The organism is Cohnella sp. GCM10027633 (assembly GCF_042675445.1).
GTDB lineage: Bacteria > Bacillota > Bacilli > Paenibacillales > Paenibacillaceae > Cohnella.
The window spans coordinates 958,288-978,751 of record NZ_JBHTGV010000002.1; the positions used below are offsets into that span (position 1 = coordinate 958,288).

The following is a 20,464-nucleotide window of genomic DNA, read 5'->3' on the forward strand; positions in this document are numbered from 1 at the left end:
TATAATCGGATTAACGAAGTCAGATTCGCTTCAGGAGGTGCAGGATCACCTGCCATGCGGAAAATATACATTTTTGACACGACGTTGCGCGACGGAGAGCAATCCCCGGGCGTTAACCTGAACACGCAAGAGAAAGTCGAAATCGCCCTTCAACTCGAACGTCTCGGCGTCGATCGGATCGAAGCCGGCTTCCCGGCCGCATCTCCCGGCGACTTGGCCGCGGTTGACGCGGTCGCGCGCGCGGTGAAGAACGCCACCGTCATCGGCCTTGCCCGTTCGCGGACGCAAGATATCGATGCCGTGCGCGAAGCGGTGAAGGCGGCTAAGGATCCCGGCATTCATCTATTCCTCGCGACGTCCCCGATCCACCGCAAGCACAAGCTGCGGATGGAGAAGGAGCAGGTGCTAGAGACGGCGGACAAGATGATCCGTTACGCCAAGCAATATTTCGACAAGATCGAGTTTTCGCCCGAAGACGCCGGACGCACGGAGCTGGACTTCTTGGTCGAAGTGACGGAGATGGCGATCCGGGCGGGCGCTACCGTCGTGAACATTCCGGACACGGTCGGTTACTTGACCCCGTATGAATACGGCAATATCTTCAAGACGCTTAAGGAACAAGTGCCGGGCATCGAGAAGATCCAGCTGTCCGCGCACTGCCACGACGATCTCGGCATGGCGACGGCGAACGCACTGGCCGCGATTCTGAACGGCGCGGACCAGATCGAAGGCACGATCAACGGCATCGGCGAACGCGCTGGCAACACGGCGATCGAAGAAGTCGCCCTGACGCTCGAGACGAGAGCGGAGTTCTTCCAAGCGAAGACGACGCTTCAATTGAAGGAGATCGCCAGAACGAGCCGCCTCGTCAGCAAGCTGACCGGCATGGTCGTTCCGGGCAACAAGGCGATCGTCGGCGCGAACGCGTTCGCGCATGAATCGGGCATTCACCAAGACGGCATGCTTAAAGAGAAGACGACGTACGAGATCATCTCTCCGGACACGATCGGTCTCAAGGATAGCAAGCTCGTGCTCGGCAAGCACTCCGGACGCCACGCGTTCCGCGAGAAGCTCGTCGACCTCGGCTACGACAACTTGTCGGAAGAGCAGTTGAACGCCGCGTTCGGCAAGTTCAAGGATCTCGCCGACCGGAAGAAGAACGTGAGCGACGAAGATATCCGCGCCCTGCTCGAGGAGAAGATCATCGAGACGCCGGAAGTGTTCTCGTTGCAGCAGCTCGTCGTCTCGTTCGACAGCCATGCGACGCCTTCCGCGACGGTCAAGCTGAAGACGGCCGGCGGGGTCGTCGAGAAGCGTTCCGAAGGGAACGGATCCGTCGACGCGATCTATCAAGCGATCGACGCGCTCACGGGCGAAGCCGTCGAGCTCGACGATTATACGATCAAATCCGTAACCGACGGTACCGACGCCCTGGGCGAAGTGCACGTCGTGCTGAAGCAAGGCGAATCCTCCGCGCACGGCCGCGGCGTGAGCACGGACATTCTCGAAGCGAGCGCGCGCGCGTACGTCGACGCCTTGAACCGCCTGCTCGATAAGCGCAACGCGCCGACCCGGAGCCGTCGCGACAACGTCACGCTGATCTAACACTCGAAATGGGGAAGCATCGATGAAGTATCAATTTTCCGCTAGATTGAGCACGTTCTCCTCATCGGCCGTTCGCGAGATCCTGAAGCTGACGCAGAAGAAATCGATTATCTCGTTCGCGGGCGGATTGCCGGCGGAAGAGCATTTCCCCGTAGCGGCCATCGGCGATGCGTTCCAGCGGGTGCTCGCGGCGGGCAATAAGGCGCTGCAATACGGCTTGACCGAAGGCTACTTGCCGCTGCGCGAGTCGATCTGCAAGTGGGTGGAGAAGAAGGGCGTCAAGGTGACGCCGGACGACATGCTCATCACGACCGGCTCGCAGCAGGCGATCGACCTGCTGACGCGCATCTACATCGATCCGGGCGACGTCATTCTCGTCGAGCGTCCGACGTACTTATCCGCGCTGCAAGTGTTCCGGTCCTACGGCGCCAAGCTCGTATCGGTCGACACGGACAAGGACGGCATGCTGCCGGACGATCTGGAGGCGAAGCTGAAGCAGCATCGGCCGAAGATGGTCTACGTCATTCCGACGTTCTCCAACCCGACGGGCAACGCGTGGAGCCTCGAGCGCCGTCTCGGCGTGCTGAAGCTGTGTCGCGAGAGCGATACGCTCATTCTCGAAGACGATCCGTACGGCGAGCTGAAGTTCGGCGACGCGTCCGTGACGTATCCGTCGCTGTTCTCGCTCGATAACCATCCGAACGGTTCTTGCGTCGTCTACACGAGCACGTTCTCGAAGACGGTCGCTCCGGCGCTGCGTACCGGCTGGGTCATGGGCGATCCTGAGATTATCCGCCATATGGCTCGTGCCAAGCAAGCGGCCGATCTGCACTCGAGCTCGCTCGACCAGCAGACGCTGCACCAGCTCATGGAGCATTACGATCTCGCCGGCCATATCGAGTTCGTTCGCAAGGAGTACGAGAAGCGGATGCGCCAGATGGCAGACTTGCTGCAGGAGCAAGCATGGCCGGGCGTTACGTGGAACGAGCCGAAGGGCGGCATGTTCTTCTGGCTGTCAACGCCGGAATCGGTCAACACGACCGAGCTGCTGAAGACGGCCGTCGACCTCGGAGTAGCGTTCGTGCCGGGCGTGTCGTTCTTGGCCGAGGAATCGAAGTTCAACTTCATGCGCCTCAACTTCACCCATAACGATGCAGAAGGCACCGTGAGAGGGATGGAGCGGCTGTCGCAAGCGATGAATAGCGTGCTGGTGAAATAATCGTATATAAGCATGCGCGAATAAGCGAAGAGACCTGCCGCATACCGGCAGGTCTCTTCGTTATTCCGGATAAGAGTTGCGGTATTGGCCGGGCGTCAATCCGGTATGCTTCTTGAAGAACTGGCAGAAGTAAGTCGCGTTTCGAACACCGATCCGGTCGGCGATCTCCTTCATCGATAAGGAAGTCGAGCTAAGCAGCTTGAATGCTTCATCGATCCGTCTGGCGATGATATAGTCGGTAATCGACTTGCCGGTCGTCTCTTTGAATAGGTGCGAGAGATAGAAGGGGGATAGATGGAGTTGCTCGGCCATTAAGTCGAGGCTGACTTGGCGCTTGAAATGCCGCTCGATCCATTCCATGATTCGTTCGGTATGGGTAAACTTCCGCGGATCGTTCTGATGAGTTTTATCGTTGTATTCGACGAACAGTCGCAAGGACTGCATGACGGCCATGATGAACAGAATGAAATGCTCTTTGCGATGTGCGCGTTCGCTTAGCTGCAAAGTATCGTGGAATTCGGCGAATTTGGCGATGAGCGGATCGGAGGAGGGGATTCGGATAACGGGTTCCGACAACGAGCCTTTCCATAGCCGTTGGAAGAAGGCGCGGGCCATGGGGAACGACTTCAGGTGATCGTCGACCGGCAACGGGTTGAACATGCATACGGTACGGATATAAGGTTGATCGGCGTCGATGGCGATGCTGATATTGTGCAGTTGATAAGGCTGAAGCAGCACCAGGCAGCCAGGCGCAAGCGGATACGTCCGATGATTGAGAATAAGCTCTCCGACGCCGCTGTGCACGTATAGAATTTCGATGCCCTCGTGCGCGTGGAACGTCGAATATCTTTTCAGGTCGTGCCGGTAATCGTAGAAGTAGAGGTTTTCGTGAAACTGGATGCGAATGAGCTTGTTCATGAATGACCGCTCCTCTCAACAGTTTCTATTGTATACAATCATAAGACGAATCAGAACCTGTTGAAAGATGCGACCGTCCTGATGCGGATTGCCCATTGTTGTCGATAACGAGAGAATAAGCCCGAGCGGTCCGCAGAGGACCGCTCGGGCTTATCGTTAAAGGAGCCGCTTAGTCGTCGATCCAACCGACGATCGCATATTCGAGCGCTCGCGAGTTCATGTTGGACGGAGAGTGCAGGATCAGGTAGCGGGCTTTCGGCGTTACCGGAACGGCCGTCATGTCCGCCGTATCGGCGTACCAAGGCTCGGTCGTCATGTTCGACGACAGACCTTGTTTGGTATTGAAATTGATCCGGGTCTCGAGCAGCTCGCTCGCGCTCGTCGTGTCGTTCTTGTCGTCGTCCCACCACAAGGTATCGTATGGCGTCATGTTGCCCGTACTGCTGGCGCGGTATTTGGTCCATGTCTGAGAGATGCGCACGTCCGCCCAATTCGGACCGAAGTCGATATAGCCGTATCGGTCTTGATAGTAAGGGGCGAATTCGCCGCCGGATCCGCCGGACAGCGCGCCTGTCGTCGGGTTATAGGCGACGGTGCCTTCGAAAGCGTTCTGCAACGGGAACCAGTTCGAGCCTGCGGGGCCGGCCGCCGTCGGCACAATCAGCTGCAGCGTACCGGGGTTGTTCGGTTCTTCAGGCTCTTCCGGCTCCTCGGGCGTACCGCCGGCATCGTTCAGTCCGAGTCCTTGGAATGGCGACGTCGCGGTTAGGCGCAGATCGTCGGTCGGCCAATCCTCCTCGACCCACTTGCTGGAAGCGCCTGGCGTGCTGCCCGTCGAACCGGTATGCGTGGTGACGCAGCGGAATATCTTGCCGTTGTAGACCACATAATCTCCGACGTTATAGGTGATCGTGATTCCCGGATACTTCGAAGCCGGGTGCCAGTATTCGATGAGCGACCAGTCGAAGCTCACGGGGAACGTCGTGTCCATGAACGCGACCGGAGCGATCGAAGTCTGCTTCTGATTGCCGCTAGCTGTAACGTTGCTGGACGTGCCGTTCGCCTTGTTCGTCGTGTTCAGCACGTCGATGAAGCCTTGCGGACCGCTCCACGAGTTGTTATTGTATTGAGCCGGATTCGTCGTGTTCGGCGAAGTCCGGACGAGGGCGTTCGGGTTCGCGTACCCGGAATTGACCTCGGTATAATGGAAGTTGATTTCGCGAATCGTATTGTTCTCGAAGCGGATGCCGGAGCCGTAATTAGTCGAGTCGTTGAATACGTAGGAGAAGAAGCCGCGGCTATGGGAGAAGTAGTTGTCGTGCATGTAGAGCTCTCCCGCCGCCGGTTGCTCCGCCGTGCTGGCCATGAATTGGACGTCGAACAGCTTCTGGCCGCCGCCGATGAAGAGATTGTCGTATACTTCGACGTTCCCGTCGCGGACGTACAACTGGAAGCTGCCGTCCTGCCAGTTCTGGAAAGGGTTCTTCCAACTGATCGCGCTCAGGAAGACGACGTTGTTATGCACCTTCGTGCCGTTGCCCATATGGGAGAGCTGGAGCCCTTCCGTGCCCGAACGAACGATTCGGTTATTGTAAAATTCAAGGTTCGTGAACTTGTGCTGGCTATTCGGGGTTTTGCTCGTATTGCCGATATAAACGCCTTCCGATTCCGAGTCGTGGATGTACATATCGTGAATCTTCACGCCGTCCATCGTCGCGTTCGGCTGGCCGTCCGTCTTGATGAGCAGGCCGGCGAATCCGACGTTCGCAACCTCAATGTGGGACAATTCGAAGTTAGTGGCGTTGCTGACCTTGATGCCGGAGTCGCCGACTTTGTTGACTTCGATGCCATAAGTGCCGGAGGAGTCGGCGTATGCTCCGTTCGAGTGACCGACATATCCGGAGTGGCCCGTCTTCGCGCCGGTGTCGTACTTGCCGGTCAGCACCCAGTGTTTGCCGCCGGACGCGATGATGCCTTGATCTCCGGCCGTAGAAGAGACTTTGACTTGGCCGCCGTAGTTCGTGATGACGAGCGGTCTGGCGCTCGTGCGCTGCGGCAGATTAACGAGCGAAATCTTCGTGTAGACCCCCTCGGGAATATACAGCCGATCGAGAGTGCTCTGGGTGATGCCGGACGGGAGCGTCAAGTTGTTCATATCCACGTAGATGTCGGTCGACCCGGATGGGAACGATAGTACGCATGCTTGGAGCGGGGGAGATACGGCGGGCACCGGCAGAACGCAAGAGTTAACGTTTGTCGCGTTGACAGAGGCGACCGGTACGGCTAAGCTGATGAGCAGGGCCATGATGATCAAGCGGATGATCCTTGTTCTCACGATTCATTCCTCCTCGATAAATAAATTCTTCGTCGGGCTCGAATTAACTCACCCTCGATAAATAAATTCTTCGTCGGGCTCGAATTAACTCACCCTCTTGGATTAGGTGCAACGCTAGATTAGCATGAGCGGTATATTGAAGTTATGTCGTATCTTATTGAAATCTTGCGATATTCGTTGGATCGTCGATAGCCATAGCCTATAGAAACCATAGTTATTATCTATTTTGCCTCTTGCCCGGAATGTACTACAATTGATAAATAGTCTCAATGAACGACCATACCCTATATTGGAGTGAAGATAACTATGTCGCAAGTGAAGAAAATCGCCGTTATCGCCGGTGACGGCATCGGTCCGGAAGTCGTCGGGGAAGCGATCAAAGTCATGAAACGCACGGAAGAGCTGTTCGGCTACCAGTTCGAATTCGAACACGGCCTGTTCGGCGGTATCGCGATCGACGAACGCGGCACGCCGCTTCCGCAAGACACGCTCGAGATGTGCCGCAGAGCCGACGCCGTGTTGCTCGGAGCCGTAGGCGGACCGAAGTGGGATAACAATCCGAAAGAACTGCGTCCGGAAACCGGCTTGCTCGGCATTCGCAAAGCGCTCGGCCTGTTCTCGAACCTGCGTCCCGCCGTCGTATTCGACTGCTTGAAGGACGCTTCGACGTTGAAGCCGGAAGTGCTGGAAGGCACCGACCTCATCGTCGTGCGCGAGCTGACCGGCGGCATCTACTTCGGCGAGAAGTTCCGCCGCGACGGCGCGAACGGCGAAGAAGCGGTCGACACTTGCGTCTATAACGTCGGCGAGATCGAGCGCATCGTCCGCCAAGCGTTCGAAGTCGCGCAGAAGCGCCGCAAGCAGCTGGCTTCCGTAGACAAAGCGAACGTGCTCGAGACGTCCCGCCTGTGGCGCGAGACGGTCAACCGCATCGCTCCGGAATATCCGGACGTTCAAGTCGAGCACGTGCTCGTCGACAACTGCGCGATGCAATTGCTGCGCCGTCCGTCCAGCTTCGACGTTATCGTAACCGAGAACATGTTCGGCGACATCCTGAGCGACGAAGCGGCGATGCTGACGGGATCGATCGGCATGCTGTCGTCCGCTTCGATGGGCGAAGGCAGCTACGGCCTGTACGAGCCGGTTCACGGCTCCGCACCGGACATCGCCGGCCAAGGCATCGCGAACCCGATCGCCACCATTCTGTCCGTAGCCCTCATGTTCCGTCTGACGCTCGGCTTCGAGGAAGCGGCCGACGTGATCGAGCGCGCGGTGAAGGAAGTACTGGACGCAGGCCATCGCACGGGCGATATCGCCGTCGATAAGAGCGCCGCGATCGGCACGACCGCGATGGGCGATCTGATCGTGAACGCAATGGTTCGCTAATTCGTCACTTAATTAGAGTAATTATAAAAAAGGAACGTTTATCATCTTGACTAGGCTTGTCCGCTAATGGTACGATTCTATTCGTGTTCAACACGATACAGAGAGTACCGGCGGACAAGCCGGACCGATAGGAGGAAATTCACATGGCAGAACGTTTGGTAGGTCGCCCTGCGCCGGATTTCAGCATGGAGACGGCACTTGGCAACGGTCAAGAATTCGGAACGGCTTCTTTGTCCGATTACCGCGGTAAATGGTTGGTATTGTTCTTCTATCCATTGGACTTCACGTTCGTATGTCCGACGGAAATCACGGCCCTGTCCGACGCGTCCGACGTATTCGCGGGTCTGAACACGGAAGTGCTCGGCGTCAGCGTAGACAGCAAGCATAGCCACCGCGCGTGGATCAACACGGCTCGCAACGACAACGGTCTCGGCCAGTTGAACTTCCCGCTCGCGGCAGACCTTACGAAGCAAGTCGCTCGCGACTACGGCGTATTGATCGAAGAAGAAGGCATCGCGCTTCGCGGCCTGTTCATCATCAGCCCGGAAGGCGAATTGAAATATCAAGTCGTTAACCACAACGACATCGGCCGCAGCGTCGAAGAGACGCTCCGCGTGCTGCAAGCCCTGCAATCCGGAGGCTTGTGCCCGATGAACTGGAAAGCCGGCGACAAGCACCTCGTCGCGAAATAAGTCGAAACGACGCGCATGCTCCCTGGAAGAATTTCTTCCGGGGAGTTTGTTTTATTGGCGGCAGGAATCGCGCGATACGGTATAGAATATAGTGAAGAAATCAGGTTCGGTATTCGGGGGTGAGGGCGATGAGCTTCTGCTGCGGAGCGAGTATGATCGGGACGAAGGGGACGATGACCCACTATCGGACGAGAATCCATAACGTTCCGATCCTGTTATGCCCGGTCTGCTTTCGGACCGAGGTCCACTATCTGGTAGAGAACGAATACGAAATATTGGCAGAGTACGCGCACGGGGACGGCGCCTCCGAAGTCGACTTTCACGATTACGTCGACGAATCCGACAAAGCGCTTAACGAGAACTGCGTCAACAACGAGGACGAGGATCCGATGGTCGTCGTGCAGAATCAGATCGACATGTCGCTCGACCTGCTGTCGTTCTCGAAGGAACTCGGCGACGGCGAATGGACGCAGCAGTTGAAGAAGCGGCTTATCGTGCTGAGCCAGCGGCGGCACAAGCTGCGGCTGAAGCGGACGCCCGGCGGCGCGCTGTAGGGCATGCCGGCATTACGACGCAACATCGGATTAGGGCTGCGCATGGAGCAGAGTTCATCTGTTTCATGGCGGCTCTTTTTTGTTTAATTGATACGGGGTACCCCCCGAAAAGAAAGACGGCGTACGAATTGTTATTAACGTGGGGTGAGCTAGTGCTGCTCGTACTTTGGAAAAAATGGCTGAACGTATCGGGCAACGCCGCCCGCGTTCCATCGGACGAACCGACGCCCGAGGAAATCGTGCAACGGATCCGCGAAGGAGACGAGGCGTTACGCAACGAACTGATCGTTCGCTACCATCCATACATCATTAAAATCACGAGCCGTTTTTACCGCAGGTACATCGATCCGCAGCGGGACGACGCGTTCAGCATCGCGCTATCCGCTTTCGACGAGGCGATCACCGGATTCGACTCCAGAAACGGCAGGCTCTTTTTGGGCTTCGCGGAAACGGTCATTAAACGGCGCCTGATCGACTACGCCAGACAAGAAAGCCGCCATAGCGGCGTGCTTCCTTATAGCGCTTTCGAAGACGAGTCGGGCGAAACGCCGACGAACCGGATCGAAGTGAGCCAGGCGATGGAAGCTTACGAGCGATCCCGATCCGCGGACGAGCGCAAGCTGGAAATCGAAGCGTTGACGGACGAGCTGTCGTCGTTCGGCATCACGTTCGCGGATCTCGTGCGCCTGTCTCCGAGCCATCAGGATTCGAGGGAAACGTTGCTTCGGCTCGGTACGGCGTTGTCGAGGGACGAGAAGCTCGTTCGGTTCTTGAAGGAGAAGCGGCAATTGCCCGTGAAGGAACTGTGTTTGGCGGAATCCGTGTCTCGCAAGACGGCGGAACGCCATCGCAAATACGTGATCGCGGTATCGCTCATCGCGAGCGGCGCCTATCCGTATTTGCAGCATTACATCGGCTTGGATCGCCGGGGGAAAGAGGGGACGCCATGAGCCAGGGAACGATAATGGCGCTGGAAAATAAATCCGCGATCGTGCTTACGCCGGGCGGCGAATTCGTTCGCGTGCCGAGGAAGCCCGAATTCGAGTTGGGCGCGGAAATTACTTATCATCTGAAGCGAACCGCCTTCGCGATGAGGCGATGGATGCAAGCGAGCGCGGGCGCTGCGGCGCTGCTCCTCATCCTTGCGGGCTTCTGGCTCCTCCGGCCTCCGGAAGTCGTCGCTTACGTGACGATGGACGTGAATCCGAGCGTCGAGATCGGCCTCGATGCGAACATGAAGGTACGGGAGCTGCGCGCGGTCAACGCGGACGCCGACGCGATCATCGCCGGCGTGAAGTATAAGGGACGCGAGCTGGAACCGGTCATGCAGGCGCTCGCCGACAACCTGATACGGACGCATCTGCTCGTGCCGGCCGAGAGCGAGATCGTCATCGCCAGCGTGCCGCTGAAGGCCGTCGAGACGGATTGGGAAATAACGGTGTCCGAGAAGATCAAGGCGATCCTCAACGCGGCGGCGAAGACCGACGGCGCTCAAGCGGATGCATCTCTGGACGTGACGACGGTATCGGTGCCGAAGGAAGTGCGGAACGCCGCGAACGAACAGGGCGTCTCCTCCGGCAAGATGGCATTCTGGCTGGCGGCCGAGAGCCAAGGCCACGAGGTGCCGCTCGATACGCTGAAGAAGCAATCGCTCAAGAAGATCGCTTCGGAATGGGAAGGCGACGTGAAGAAGGTGCTCGGCAACGACAAGTCCGCCGAGGATCGCGACGCCGCCAAGGCGCAATGGAAGGCGCTGCTCGACGAAGCGAAGGCGAAGAAGAAGCTGCAGCAAGCGGCTTCGAAGCCTTCGAAGGAGCCTGCAAGCGCGCCTTCGCCGTCGGCGACCGCAGGCATTAAGACGCCGGGCAAGAATGATAATGGCGGCGGCAAGAATAACAATGACGGCAAACGCGATGACGACGACAAGCGCGGCAACGACGGCAAACGCGATGACGACGACAAGCGCGGCAACGACGGCAAACGCGGCAATGACGACAAACGCGATGACGGCGACAAGCGAGGCAATGACGACAAACGCGGCGACGACGACAAGCGCGGCAATGACGACAAGCGCGACGACGACAAGCGCGGCGACGACGATAAACGCGATAACGACGACAAACGCGGCGACGACGACAAGTCCGCGAATGTCGTCATTCGCGATAACGGCGGCAAGGGCGGCCGGGATGACCGGCCGGACGACGAACGCCGGAACGAAGATCGCGGAGGCAAGCGCAGCGAAGATCGCGGCGGCAATGGGCGCGATGACGGTAACGGCCGCAACGGCGGCTCGAGAGGCGGCCGGGACGATTAACGGCGTCGACAGAACCCACCACGACTCGACAACATCTCCCGTTGACAGTTTTGCTAAACAATGTCTATGATTAATGTGATTTTTGTCAATGGACATAGCTGCTGCCCCGAGGGAGGATCGTACGCATGGATAGGTGGAGAACACTCTATTTGCCGATTCTTGCCGAATTCGTCCGCAATGGCGGGGACGTCGTTCGCGCCGACCTGGATAATCTTAGACTGGCATTGAAGGATATCCCTTCGGATGTCATTATGGACCACCACGAAGAGAGCGTTAAATTTCTGCTATCTTATGCCGATCCAGAAGACCGAATGACGTTCGTTCATCGGTCTCTTTTGTTTATCACCGAGCTCCTTATCGCGCTTCGTCTACCCGAGAGCGCCGCCGCGAGCGAGGATCCGCTGCCTGACGGCAACGCGGAAAGGCTATTGCTGGCGAAGGCGTTGAATGCGGTTCCAATCGAAGATGAGCGTCCGAACAAGTTCGAGACGGTATTGCAGCACATGGACAGCGGCGTCGCCTTGTTCGACAACGCGGGCAACCTGCGCTTCTTGAACGTCCCGATGTCGCGCATGCTGCAGGCTCCGCGCCGAACGTTGATCGGGTGCACGTTGTACCAGCTTTTTTTCCATTCGCATATCCAGAAGCCGATCCGCAAAAACTTCGTCCGCATGTATCGCGAGATGATTCTATACCGGAGGTTCCAAGGGGAGTTCCAAGACGCGAGCGGACGGTTCCTGCTCGTAACGATCTCGCAGATCGACGAGCTCGACGGCGACTACCTCGTCAGCGTGAAGGACGTATCCGAATACAAGCAGATCGAGCAAGCGGCGTTCCAGAACGACAAGCTCGCGATGCTGGGCAAGATCGCCGCGGCGATCGCCCACGAGATCCGCAACCCGCTGACCTCGATTCGCGGATTCATCCAACTGCTTCATCCGTTCTTGAAGGATATCGGGAAGCAAGAATACGGTCGGATCATCATCTCCGAGATCGACCGGGCGAACGACATCATCTACGAATTTCTTAATTCCTCCAAGCCTTCGGCTCCGATGAAGCAGACGGTACTCGTCGGACTTCTCCTGAAGGAGACGATACTCCTCTCGGAGAGCGAGGCGCATATGAAGGGCTGCGAGCTGCAATGCGAGGTGTTCGATCCGTACTTGATGATCGCCATCGACGTGAAGCAGGTGAAGCAAGTGTTCCTGAATCTGATCAAGAACGCGATGGATGCGATCGGGGAAGTCGGCGACGGACGCAAAGGGCGCATCGACGTCTCCGCGCGGCGCGAAGGGAAATTCGCCGTCATCTCGTTTCGGGACAACGGCAAAGGCATGGAGAGAACGACGCTCGCAAGGCTGTTCGATCCGTTCTTCACGACGAAGGAAGCCGGTACCGGATTGGGACTGTCCGTCAGTTACCGGATCGTCACGAACCATGGCGGCATGATTCACGTCGACAGCCAAGTTAACGAAGGTACGGAATTTTATATCTATTTGCCTTGCATCGAGGGGAAAGAGTAGAATCGGGTTATACGGTCGATTCCTCGCAAGGTGGTCAACATACGGATGTTATGGACGAACTGGAATTTGAAATGGCTGACGACGAATAGCGCGAATCGGCAAGAAGGCGTTGCCGACGCGCTTATCGTATTCGTAGACGCATCGCTCGACCCGCTGGGGAATGAACGGATCCCCGCGGCGTTGGACGGTGCTTTTCGCGATTTAATCGGGCGCGGAAGTATCGCTTGCAAGACCGGGGAGACGGTCCAGCTGCCGACGTTAGGTCAGTTGCCGCAGCCTTACGTTCTATTCGCCTTCTGCGGCGGCGCCCCGATATCGGACAAGGAACTGCGCGTCGCGGCCGGCGCGATCGGCAACAAGCTGTTGGAGCTTCGGCTGGGCAGCGCCGACATCGCCGTGCCCGCGGGTCAGCCCGATTCTTCGGCGGCCGCGCTCATGGAAGGCCTGCTGCTGGGCATGTACCGGCGAGACAGCTTGGCGAGCGTAGGGCGACAGCAAGCGGCGCTGGCCCGCGCGACCTTCGTGCTCGAGGACGGCGCGGACGCGCAAGCTTGGGAAGAGGGCTTGCGGCAAGGGTATCATGCGGCGAATGCCGTCTGCTATGCCCGGGAGCTGACGAACGTGCCGGGCAACCGGCTGACGCCGGAGCTGCTGGCGCACGAAGCGCGCGAGCTGGCGGAGCGGTACGGGTTCGGGTGTACCATATACGACGAGAAGGAAGCCGCGCGGGAAGGCATGGGCGGCTTGCTCGCCGTCGGTAAGGGCAGCGAGAATCCGCCGCGGATGATCGTCCTTCGATATGACGGCGATACCGGAAGCGAGCGGACGCTCGGGTTGATCGGCAAAGGCGTAACGTTCGATACGGGCGGCATCTCCCTGAAGAAGCCCGCGGGCATGGAGGAGATGATCTCCGACATGGGCGGCGCGGCGGCGGTGCTCGGCGCCATGCGCGCGATCGGTGAGCTTAAGCCGAAGCGCAACGTCGTCATGGTCGTGCCCGCGGCGGAGAATATGCCGTCGGGGAGCGCCTTCAAGCCCGGTGACGTACTGACGATGTACGGCGGTCAGACGGTCGAGGTGCTGAATACCGACGCGGAAGGACGGATCGTGCTGGCCGACGGGCTGACGACGGCCATCCGGCATGGCGCGACGAGCCTGATCGACGTCGCGACGCTGACCGGCGCGGTCATGCACGCGCTGGGCGACGTGACGTCGGGCGCGTTCACGAACGATGCGCCGTTGTTGGCCGAATTGATCGGAGCTTCCGAGCGGGCGGGGGAATACGTCTGGCAGCTGCCGCTTCATCCCGAGTACGATGCGCTCTTGAAGAGCGACGTCGCGGACGTGAAGAATCATGGCGGATCTTGGGCCGGCGCGATCGCCGGTGCTCTGTTCGTGCGTCACTTCGCGGAGGGCAAGCCATGGGTTCACCTGGACATCGGCGGCACCGCGTGGATGTGGTCGGACCGCGGCTTCGAGAGCAAGGGCGGCACCGGCGTCATGGTTCGGACGCTGGCGGAATATATTCGAACGACGACGGATTAAGGCTATTCGCGGGAGATCGGCATCGGTCACACGGTTCATCATGGGGGAGCTATCAATGAAACAATGGTTCGGCGGACTGCGGCGCACGATGGAAATACGCCGCAGCGAATCGGAAAGCCGACGCGGCCTTCGGACGTCCCTGATCGAGGGCATTCCGGCCAGCGTAATCGCCAATTTGTTAGGCGGTCCCTTGCAGACCGTCTATTTGACGTATCTCGGGTTCACGGCGTTCCATATCGGCATCGTCATGGCGATTCCGTATTTCGCGTTGCTCGTGCAAGTATTCATCGCGTTCGCCATGCAGAAGTGGACGAACAGGAGATTCTATATTACGTTGTTCGGCGTCGTGCATCGCACGCTGTGGATCGCGACGGGATTGATACCGCTAACCTTCTCGAACGACGCCTGGATTCCGGTCTATATCGTCCTGTGGTTGACTTCGATGATCTCGGGTCAAGCCGGCGGGGTCATCTGGACGTCGCTCATGGCGGACGTCGTCCCGGCATCGGTTCGGGGCAAGTATTTCGGCATCCGCAATACGATCCACTGGTTCGTCGTCTGCGCGACGCTCTTGATCGGCGGGCAATTGATGGAATGGCTGCCCGGCCCGCGAGGCTTCACGGTTCTGTTCGCCGTCAGCGCCGCGTGCGTCGTCTGGAACGGCTGGGCATTATCGCGCTATCCGAATCCGCCGTTCCAGCCGTCGAAGAACGGAAGGTCGCTGCGCATGCTGTCTCGTCCGTTCGCTGACCGTAGGTTCCGATCGGCAACGTTGTTCATCTCCGCGTTCATTCTGCTGCAGAATATCGTCGTGCCGCTGTTCTCCTACGTGATGCTGGAGATCGTGGAGCTAAGCACGAGCAAAGTCACGATCATTACGATGCTGCAGAACATCGTCATGATGGTCAGCTATTATTATTGGGGCGTGCTCAACAGCAGATTCGCCACGAATACGCTCCTCATCTGGACGTTCCCGCTCATCGCCGCTTCATGCGCGATATGGGCGGGCATGGCGATCCTCCCGACGCTGCTCGTGCTCGTGTTCGTTCACGCTGTGCTCGGCTTCGGGCTCGCGGGTTACAATCTGCTCGTGTTCAACTTCTTGATCGGAGATTCGCCGACGTCCGAGCGCCCGATCTACGTCGCCGTGTTCTCGGCGCTTACCGGCATGGCCGGGTTCATCGGACCGATTCTCGGCGGTTGGCTGTACGATCTCGCCCAGGAAGGTCCCGGCTGGCTGCAGCGGTACGGCATAACGACGTTCGCGGGGATGAGCATGCTCGCGCTCGCGATCGCCGTCGCGCCGGTCGTGTTCAGAAGCAGGGAAGCGACGTGAGGCAATATCTTTATTGCCTGAAAGGCTGTACAATGGAAGGGAATTCATATTGGCGATGGGGTGATGGAAGTGGAATTGGTCATAACGCCTTCCGCGCTGTCCTGCATCAAGAACGAATGGGGTTTCGGGGACGGCGAGACAATTCGCGTGTTCGTCCGGTACGTAAGCGGCGCGGAGACGCCTTTCGCGTTCGGCATGACGAGGGATACGCCGATCGACGCAGCGGTGACGACGGTGGCGGAGCCGCTGACGTTCTACATGGAGAGCAAGGACATCTGGTTCTTGGAGGGCAAGAGCCTGAAGATCGACCGCTTAGGGGAGAATATCATCTATATCCTGAAGTAATCGCGGTTGGCATATTGAGGTAGTAAACGTTACCGGTTTGTTGTACACTAGTAATCATTATTCCAGAAACCGCACAGGCCATCGGAGACAAAGGAGATTTAACGGAAATGAGCGTACAAAGCAAGACGAACCATTGCAAAATCGTGGATTGCACCGTCCGGGACGGAGGACTCGTCAATAACTGGGATTTCAGCGTGGAGTTCGTTCAGGATCTGTACGAATCCTTGAACGCCGCGGGCGTCGAGTACATGGAGATCGGTTACAAGAACTCGCCCAAGCTGCTGAAGAGCGAAGGCAAGGAAGGTCCTTGGAGATTCTTGGACGATTCGTTCCTGCGCGATATCATCAAGAAGAAGGACACGAAGCTGTCGGCGCTCGTCGACGTCGGCCGCGTGGACGAAGCGGACGTGCTTCCTCGCAGCGAATCGATGCTCGACCTCATCCGCGTCGCGACGTACGCGCGCGATACGGCGAAGGCGATCGAGCTCGGCACGCTGTTCCACGAACGCGGCTACGAGACGACGATCAACATCATGGCGCTCTCGAACGTCATGGACAACGAATTGAACGAGTCGCTCGCGATGATCAACGACAGCCCGATCGACGTCGTCTACATCGTGGATTCGTTCGGCAGTCTGGACCCGGACGACTTCGGCTACTTGGTGGAGAAGTTCCGCCGCGCCTTGAAGAACAAGCGTCTCGGCGTTCATACGCACAACAACATGCAGCTGGCGTTCGCGAACACGATGGCGGCGGCCAAGCTTGGCGTCGAGCTTCTCGACGCGTCGGTGTACGGCATGGGCCGCGCGGCGGGCAATACGCCGACCGAGCTGCTGCTTGCCAAGATTACGCGTCCGGAGTACGACCTCCGTCCCGTGCTCGGCATGATCGAGAAGCATATGCTGAAGCTTCGCGAGAAGGAAGAGTGGGGCTACCTCATTCCGGACATGATTACCGGCATGCTGGACGAGCACCCGCGCTCCGCCATGGGCTGGCGCGCGTCCGATAAGCGCGACAACTTCGTCGACTTCTACGACAAGATGACGACGCCTGAAGTGTACAACAAGTAATTTAAGAGTTGACGAAAGCCAGACGGCAAACGCCGTCTGGCTTTTTTTGCGTTCCCCGCTCATGCGGGCGAGAGCGCAAGGCGCATCGTGCCGCTCGACAAAACGCGCGCTATGGGCTATTGTAATGTCAAAAGTTGGAGAAAGTCCAAGGAGGGCTCGCCATGAACGAAACGACGGTAATCGCCGCGATCGCGAAGCAGCTTCGGAACCGGCAGAGCTTGCCGCCGTTAACGCCGCAGCACGCGTGGCACCCGGGGCTCGCGCGCGATATCGCCGCGTTGTCCGAGGAGTCGCTGGCCGGGAGCTTCCCGGACGGCAAGCTGTCCGCGCCCGCTTGGAAGGCGGCGCTGCATCTCTGGAACGACGATCTGGAAGCGGCCCACGAGCTCGTGCAGGAGCTTCGATCGCCGACGGGATCGGTGCTTCACGGAATCGTGCACCGGCGGGAAGGCGACTACGATAACGCCCGTTACTGGTTCGTGCGCTCCGGCGATCATCCCGCATACCACGGCTTGCAAGCGAGGGCGACCGCGTTGTTGGAGCAGGCCAAGCAGCCGGCAGGCAAGCTGAGCCCGGCGCTGGCGTCCATGCAAGGGCAAGGGAGTTGGAATCCGTCGTTGTTCGCGAACGCGATCGAAATCCACGAGACGACGATGAACGGCGACGACGCGGGCTTGCGCGAGCTGCTCGAACGGTTGCAGCAGCTGGAACTGGAAGCGATGCTCCGGTTCATCGGAGGCAGAGTCGCTAGCGGCCAATAAGCCTATCGCTTGCGGAACGGCCACCCGACGCGATCTCCGACGAGGAACGTCATCGCCGGCACGACGAGCGACATGAACACGGTCGCGTAGAGCGTCAAGCCGATCATCGTGCCGACGCCGATCTGCACGAGCGTGTCGACGCCGGAGAAGCCGAGCGCGCCGAACGTGCCGGCCATGATCGCCGCCGCCGAGACGATGACTCCGCCGGTCGTCGCCATCGCTCTCTTCATCGCCTCGCGGCTGTCGACGTTACGCGATTCCTCGCGATAACGCGCCATGAGGAAGATGCTATAGTCGACGCCGAGCGCGACGACGACCATGAAGATGAAGAACGACGCCGTCCAGGATAGCCCTTCGAACCCGAGCAGCCGCACGTACAGAAATTCGAGCAAGCCCATCGCGATCGCGTAATTGAAGACGAGCGCCGCGAGCAAATACAGCGGTCCGACGATCGAACGGAGCAGCAGCATGAGCACGAAGGCGATGCCGACGAGCACGAGCGTCCCCGTTCGCACGAAATCGCGGTACGAGATGTCGCGCAGCTCGTTATACTTGGCCGAGGCGCCGGAAGCATACACCGCCGGATCGGCGATGACGGACAGCTCGAGGCTATCGCGCAGCGTCGCCGACAGCGTATCTACGGCGTCCATCGTCTCGCCCGCGAACGGATTCGTCTTCATGACGATATCGATCTTCGTCGTGAAGCCGTCCGGCGACATATAATGGCGCAGTATTTGCTGCATGCCGACTTGGATCGGATCCGCGGTTTTTTTGCCGCCGTTCTTGCCGACGCCTTCTTGAGACAGAAGGCGCTTCAGCTCTTCGATCCCCGCGGGATCGCTCAGATGCTCGGAGACGACGGGAGCCAGCGCTTCGTATATCGGCCGGATGGAAGGGAGGATGCCGATCAACCCTTGGCTGAACGACGACGCCCGAACGGCCACCGTCCCGATCGCCCGCAGAAGCGACTGCCGCGCGTCTCGTTCAGCCTCTTCGATACCGGTTGCATCGCCGTCCTCCGGCGTCGTTCGTCCGATCGTAAGCTTCTCGCCGAGCGGCCGCGTCGCGCTGCGCACTTCCCGCACGCCCGGAACGCGGGAGAGCTCGGAGCTGGCCTGCTCGAGCGCCGCGAACGCGGAAGGAGTGCGCAACGATGCAGACGAAGTAACGACCATCGTGATCGGGAACAGCTCTCCCGCGCCGAAAGTCCGTTCGGTCTGCCGGAAGCCGGCGACCGAGCCGAGCGAAGGATCGATCTCGGAGATGTCGTCGAACGAACGTTTTCCTTGGAACAGCAAAGTCATCGGAGCGAGCAACAGGACTGCGGCAAGCAACACGGCGACGGAGCGTCTCGACGCGAGCGCGGCGGCCGCGGTCCAAAGCCGGGATTGTCCTTGCAGGATGCCCTCGCCCTTCCGGGGCCATCTTGGCCAGAATAGCGACTTGCCGAGCAGCAGCATGAGCGCGGGAGACAGCGTCATGCCCGCCAGCAGCATGACCGCCAGGCCGATCGCCACGCCGACGCCGGATTGGTACAAGCCGAAATCCGCGAAGCCGATCAGGAAGAACGCCGCGAATACGGTGCTCGTCGCGTATAGAACGGTCGGGCCGACGCCGCGGAGCATTCTTCGCATCGCGGCGTCGGGGGAAGCCTCGACGGCCAGTTCTTCGCGGTAACGTTGAATCATAAGGATGCAATAATCCGTTCCCGCCCCGAACAGGACGGCAACGAGGAACGATTCGGTGAAATTCGTCACGGGCAGACCCAAGCCCGCCGCCCAAGCGATAATGCCCCGAGATACGAGGAGGCTGATTCCGATCGTCGCCAGCGGGACGATCGGAGCCACCGGTGAACGGAACACGAGCAGCAGAATGATCAGCACGAGTCCGATCGTGACGACCTCGGTCCGGCGCAAGCCGTCGCGGGACGACTGCTGGAAGTCTTGCGAGATCGGGGCGCTCCCCGTCAGCTCGGCGACGGCGCCTTCCGGGGCGCCGCGCAACGACTGCTTCAGCAGGCCCAGCGTATGCTTCGTGGCGTCGTCGAAGTCCGACCGCGGCAAATAGACGATCGCGAGCATCGTCGTGCCGTCTTCGCTAACGAAACGCGAAGCCAATTCCGGTTGGGTGCGCGCGTCCAGGAAGCCCGCGATGCCTAACTCGCGCTTGCGCGAATCCAGCTCGGCGAGCATGAGGCTCATCCATGCCCGGTCGGCCGAGGTCAGCCCGACTTCGCGAGAGAGCACGATGACGGCGCTCGTGCGGGATTCCGCGGCCGCGTCCAGTTGCTGGAGCAGCTTCAACGCTTGAGCCGATTCGGCGTTCTTCGGGATGAAGCTTTGCTCGGTTCGGCTCACGACCGCGGGCAAGCCGGGCAGCGCGTAAGCGGCGACGGCCGCGATCGCGATCCAAACCGCGAGCACCGCCCACGATAGCCGCGATGCCCGATCAAGCTTGGGGGGTGTCATCGGATCGTTCACGCCCCGTTAGGCCGTCCGAATCCTTCGAGCGGGCCTTCGCCGCGAATCGCGGCCGCCCGATGCGCCGGATTCGGGTGGAAGTAGCCTCGGCCGGACGTCTTGCGTCCGCCGGCCGTCGTCGCCTCCAGCGTGACGGCGATATCTTCCGATTCGGCGAAGCGACGGAGCAGCGCATCGTCGGTAATGCCGTCGAGCTCGATATACCAATGCTTAGAGCCGTGCTCGGTAATAATGTACAGTTTCGCGCGCGTATAAGCGATCGCGGTTGCGAACGCTTGCTGAGAGACGGTCAAGTTCGCTAATTCGTAAGTTTCCACTTCTGATCTGATCCTCCTCTGCCGATAACTTAATTGTAACGTGAGTACGGAAAAGGTTGCAATC

The 20,464-nt window shown here is 59.2% G+C and carries 17 protein-coding genes; 13 read left to right on the forward strand and 4 right to left on the reverse strand.

Annotated elements, in window-relative coordinates; all coding sequences use genetic code 11:
* Positions 1 to 54 precede the first annotated feature (54 nt).
* Together ACFQZG_RS08545 and ACFQZG_RS08550 are read left to right on the forward strand one after the other, a co-directional pair.
* A complete protein-coding gene (locus tag ACFQZG_RS08545; RefSeq protein WP_378151370.1) occupies positions 55 to 1,605 on the forward strand; it encodes a 2-isopropylmalate synthase in 1,551 nt (516 codons plus the stop codon).
* Positions 1,606 to 1,627: 22 nt separating this feature from the next.
* On the forward strand, positions 1,628 to 2,824 hold the full coding sequence (locus ACFQZG_RS08550) for an aminotransferase-like domain-containing protein (RefSeq protein ID WP_378151372.1): 1,197 nt from the start codon (positions 1,628 to 1,630) through the stop codon (positions 2,822 to 2,824).
* A gap of 60 nt (positions 2,825 to 2,884) precedes the next feature.
* Here the strand turns inward: ACFQZG_RS08550 and ACFQZG_RS08555 are convergent, their stop codons facing one another.
* Together ACFQZG_RS08555 and ACFQZG_RS08560 are read right to left on the reverse strand one after the other, a co-directional pair.
* Positions 2,885 to 3,742: an AraC family transcriptional regulator gene (locus tag ACFQZG_RS08555; RefSeq protein ID WP_378151374.1), complete on the reverse strand. Its 858-nt coding sequence runs from the start codon at positions 3,740 to 3,742 to the stop codon at positions 2,885 to 2,887.
* A 169-nt stretch (positions 3,743 to 3,911) separates the two neighbouring features.
* Positions 3,912 to 6,077, reverse strand: coding sequence for a right-handed parallel beta-helix repeat-containing protein (locus tag ACFQZG_RS08560; protein WP_378151376.1), 2,166 nt, complete (start codon positions 6,075 to 6,077; stop codon positions 3,912 to 3,914).
* Positions 6,078 to 6,383: 306 nt separating this feature from the next.
* Here ACFQZG_RS08560 and leuB point away from each other — a divergent pair, with 306 nt between their 5' ends.
* From leuB to ACFQZG_RS08615, 11 genes are all read left to right on the forward strand, one after another.
* Positions 6,384 to 7,463, forward strand: a complete 1,080-nt coding sequence (leuB, locus tag ACFQZG_RS08565; RefSeq protein ID WP_378151378.1) for a 3-isopropylmalate dehydrogenase — start codon at positions 6,384 to 6,386, stop codon at positions 7,461 to 7,463.
* Positions 7,464 to 7,606: 143 nt separating this feature from the next.
* Positions 7,607 to 8,155 (forward strand): peroxiredoxin, encoded by a 549-nt coding sequence (locus ACFQZG_RS08570; RefSeq protein ID WP_378151380.1) that lies wholly within the window; start codon positions 7,607 to 7,609, stop codon positions 8,153 to 8,155.
* Positions 8,156 to 8,283: 128 nt separating this feature from the next.
* Complete coding sequence (locus ACFQZG_RS08575) at positions 8,284 to 8,709, forward strand: hypothetical protein (protein ID WP_378151382.1); 426 nt, start codon at positions 8,284 to 8,286, stop codon at positions 8,707 to 8,709.
* 152 nt (positions 8,710 to 8,861) lie between these two features.
* The gene (sigI, locus tag ACFQZG_RS08580) at positions 8,862 to 9,659 is read left to right on the forward strand and encodes an RNA polymerase sigma-I factor (RefSeq protein WP_378151384.1); all 798 of its coding nucleotides are present in this window, start codon (positions 8,862 to 8,864) and stop codon (positions 9,657 to 9,659) included.
* A complete protein-coding gene (locus tag ACFQZG_RS08585; RefSeq protein ID WP_378151386.1) occupies positions 9,656 to 11,023 on the forward strand; it encodes an anti-sigma factor domain-containing protein in 1,368 nt (455 codons plus the stop codon). Before sigI ends, ACFQZG_RS08585 begins: the two co-directional genes overlap by 4 nt.
* Positions 11,024 to 11,148: 125 nt before the next feature.
* Complete coding sequence (locus ACFQZG_RS08590) at positions 11,149 to 12,546, forward strand: ATP-binding protein (RefSeq protein ID WP_378151388.1); 1,398 nt, start codon at positions 11,149 to 11,151, stop codon at positions 12,544 to 12,546.
* A gap of 45 nt (positions 12,547 to 12,591) precedes the next feature.
* Positions 12,592 to 14,091, forward strand: coding sequence for a leucyl aminopeptidase (locus ACFQZG_RS08595; protein ID WP_378151390.1), 1,500 nt, complete (start codon positions 12,592 to 12,594; stop codon positions 14,089 to 14,091).
* 55 nt (positions 14,092 to 14,146) lie between these two features.
* Positions 14,147 to 15,427 carry an MFS transporter gene (locus ACFQZG_RS08600; RefSeq protein ID WP_378151392.1) on the forward strand — a complete coding sequence of 427 codons (1,281 nt, stop codon included), beginning with the start codon at positions 14,147 to 14,149 and terminating at the stop codon, positions 15,425 to 15,427.
* Positions 15,428 to 15,496: 69 nt separating this feature from the next.
* Positions 15,497 to 15,772, forward strand: coding sequence for a HesB/YadR/YfhF family protein (locus ACFQZG_RS08605; RefSeq protein ID WP_378151394.1), 276 nt, complete (start codon positions 15,497 to 15,499; stop codon positions 15,770 to 15,772).
* Between the two features lie 107 nt (positions 15,773 to 15,879).
* A complete protein-coding gene (locus ACFQZG_RS08610) occupies positions 15,880 to 16,842 on the forward strand; it encodes an aldolase catalytic domain-containing protein (protein WP_378151396.1) in 963 nt (320 codons plus the stop codon).
* Between the two features lie 161 nt (positions 16,843 to 17,003).
* Positions 17,004 to 17,603: a hypothetical protein gene (locus tag ACFQZG_RS08615; RefSeq protein ID WP_378151398.1), complete on the forward strand. Its 600-nt coding sequence runs from the start codon at positions 17,004 to 17,006 to the stop codon at positions 17,601 to 17,603.
* Between the two features lie 2 nt (positions 17,604 to 17,605).
* Here the strand turns inward: ACFQZG_RS08615 and ACFQZG_RS08620 are convergent, their stop codons facing one another.
* Together ACFQZG_RS08620 and ACFQZG_RS08625 are read right to left on the reverse strand one after the other, a co-directional pair.
* A complete protein-coding gene (locus ACFQZG_RS08620) occupies positions 17,606 to 20,071 on the reverse strand; it encodes an MMPL family transporter (RefSeq protein ID WP_378151400.1) in 2,466 nt (821 codons plus the stop codon).
* A gap of 8 nt (positions 20,072 to 20,079) precedes the next feature.
* Positions 20,080 to 20,400: a hypothetical protein gene (locus ACFQZG_RS08625; RefSeq protein ID WP_378151402.1), complete on the reverse strand. Its 321-nt coding sequence runs from the start codon at positions 20,398 to 20,400 to the stop codon at positions 20,080 to 20,082.
* Positions 20,401 to 20,464 lie beyond the last annotated feature (64 nt).

Bases quoted from the DNA above. Each gene is read 5' to 3' on its own strand.
- ACFQZG_RS08545 (WP_378151370.1), top strand. From the start codon at position 55: ATGCGGAAAATATACATTTTTGACACGACGTTGCGCGACGGAGAGCAA.
- ACFQZG_RS08550 (WP_378151372.1), top strand. From the start codon at position 1,628: ATGAAGTATCAATTTTCCGCTAGATTGAGCACGTTCTCCTCATCGGCC.
- ACFQZG_RS08555 (WP_378151374.1), bottom strand. From the start codon at position 3,742: ATGAACAAGCTCATTCGCATCCAGTTTCACGAAAACCTCTACTTCTAC.
- leuB (WP_378151378.1), top strand. From the start codon at position 6,384: ATGTCGCAAGTGAAGAAAATCGCCGTTATCGCCGGTGACGGCATCGGT.
- ACFQZG_RS08570 (WP_378151380.1), top strand. From the start codon at position 7,607: ATGGCAGAACGTTTGGTAGGTCGCCCTGCGCCGGATTTCAGCATGGAG.
- ACFQZG_RS08575 (WP_378151382.1), top strand. From the start codon at position 8,284: ATGAGCTTCTGCTGCGGAGCGAGTATGATCGGGACGAAGGGGACGATG.
- ACFQZG_RS08585 (WP_378151386.1), top strand. From the start codon at position 9,656: ATGAGCCAGGGAACGATAATGGCGCTGGAAAATAAATCCGCGATCGTG.
- ACFQZG_RS08590 (WP_378151388.1), top strand. From the start codon at position 11,149: ATGGATAGGTGGAGAACACTCTATTTGCCGATTCTTGCCGAATTCGTC.
- ACFQZG_RS08595 (WP_378151390.1), top strand. From the start codon at position 12,592: ATGTTATGGACGAACTGGAATTTGAAATGGCTGACGACGAATAGCGCG.
- ACFQZG_RS08600 (WP_378151392.1), top strand. From the start codon at position 14,147: ATGAAACAATGGTTCGGCGGACTGCGGCGCACGATGGAAATACGCCGC.
- ACFQZG_RS08610 (WP_378151396.1), top strand. From the start codon at position 15,880: ATGAGCGTACAAAGCAAGACGAACCATTGCAAAATCGTGGATTGCACC.
- ACFQZG_RS08615 (WP_378151398.1), top strand. From the start codon at position 17,004: ATGAACGAAACGACGGTAATCGCCGCGATCGCGAAGCAGCTTCGGAAC.
- ACFQZG_RS08620 (WP_378151400.1), bottom strand. From the start codon at position 20,071: ATGACACCCCCCAAGCTTGATCGGGCATCGCGGCTATCGTGGGCGGTG.